Consider the following 211-nt stretch of genomic DNA (forward strand, 5'->3'; position numbering starts at 1 on the left):
ACGTGAACCCGCGTTACACGAGTCAGACGTGTCACGCTTGCGGTCACATCGGTCGTCGTGGGTCACAAGCTGAGTTCTCGTGTACGAACGCGGAGTGTTGGGTGACGGAGTATCAGGCGGATATCAACGCAGCAGCGAACATCGCTGGTCGCGTTGACCCGTGGGGAGAGAGCGTTCCTTGGAAACCGGAACGCGATGACTCGCCACGGGA

1 protein-coding gene is annotated in these 211 nt (G+C 59.7%); it reads left to right on the forward strand.

The window, feature by feature from the left end; translation table 11 throughout:
* Positions 1–211: zinc ribbon domain-containing protein (locus tag C476_RS17640; protein WP_152418150.1), on the forward strand; the 211-nt coding region annotated here is incomplete at both ends.

The organism is Natrinema limicola JCM 13563, assembly GCF_000337475.1.
In the GTDB taxonomy this organism is placed as follows: Archaea; Halobacteriota; Halobacteria; order Halobacteriales; family Natrialbaceae; genus Natrinema; species Natrinema limicola.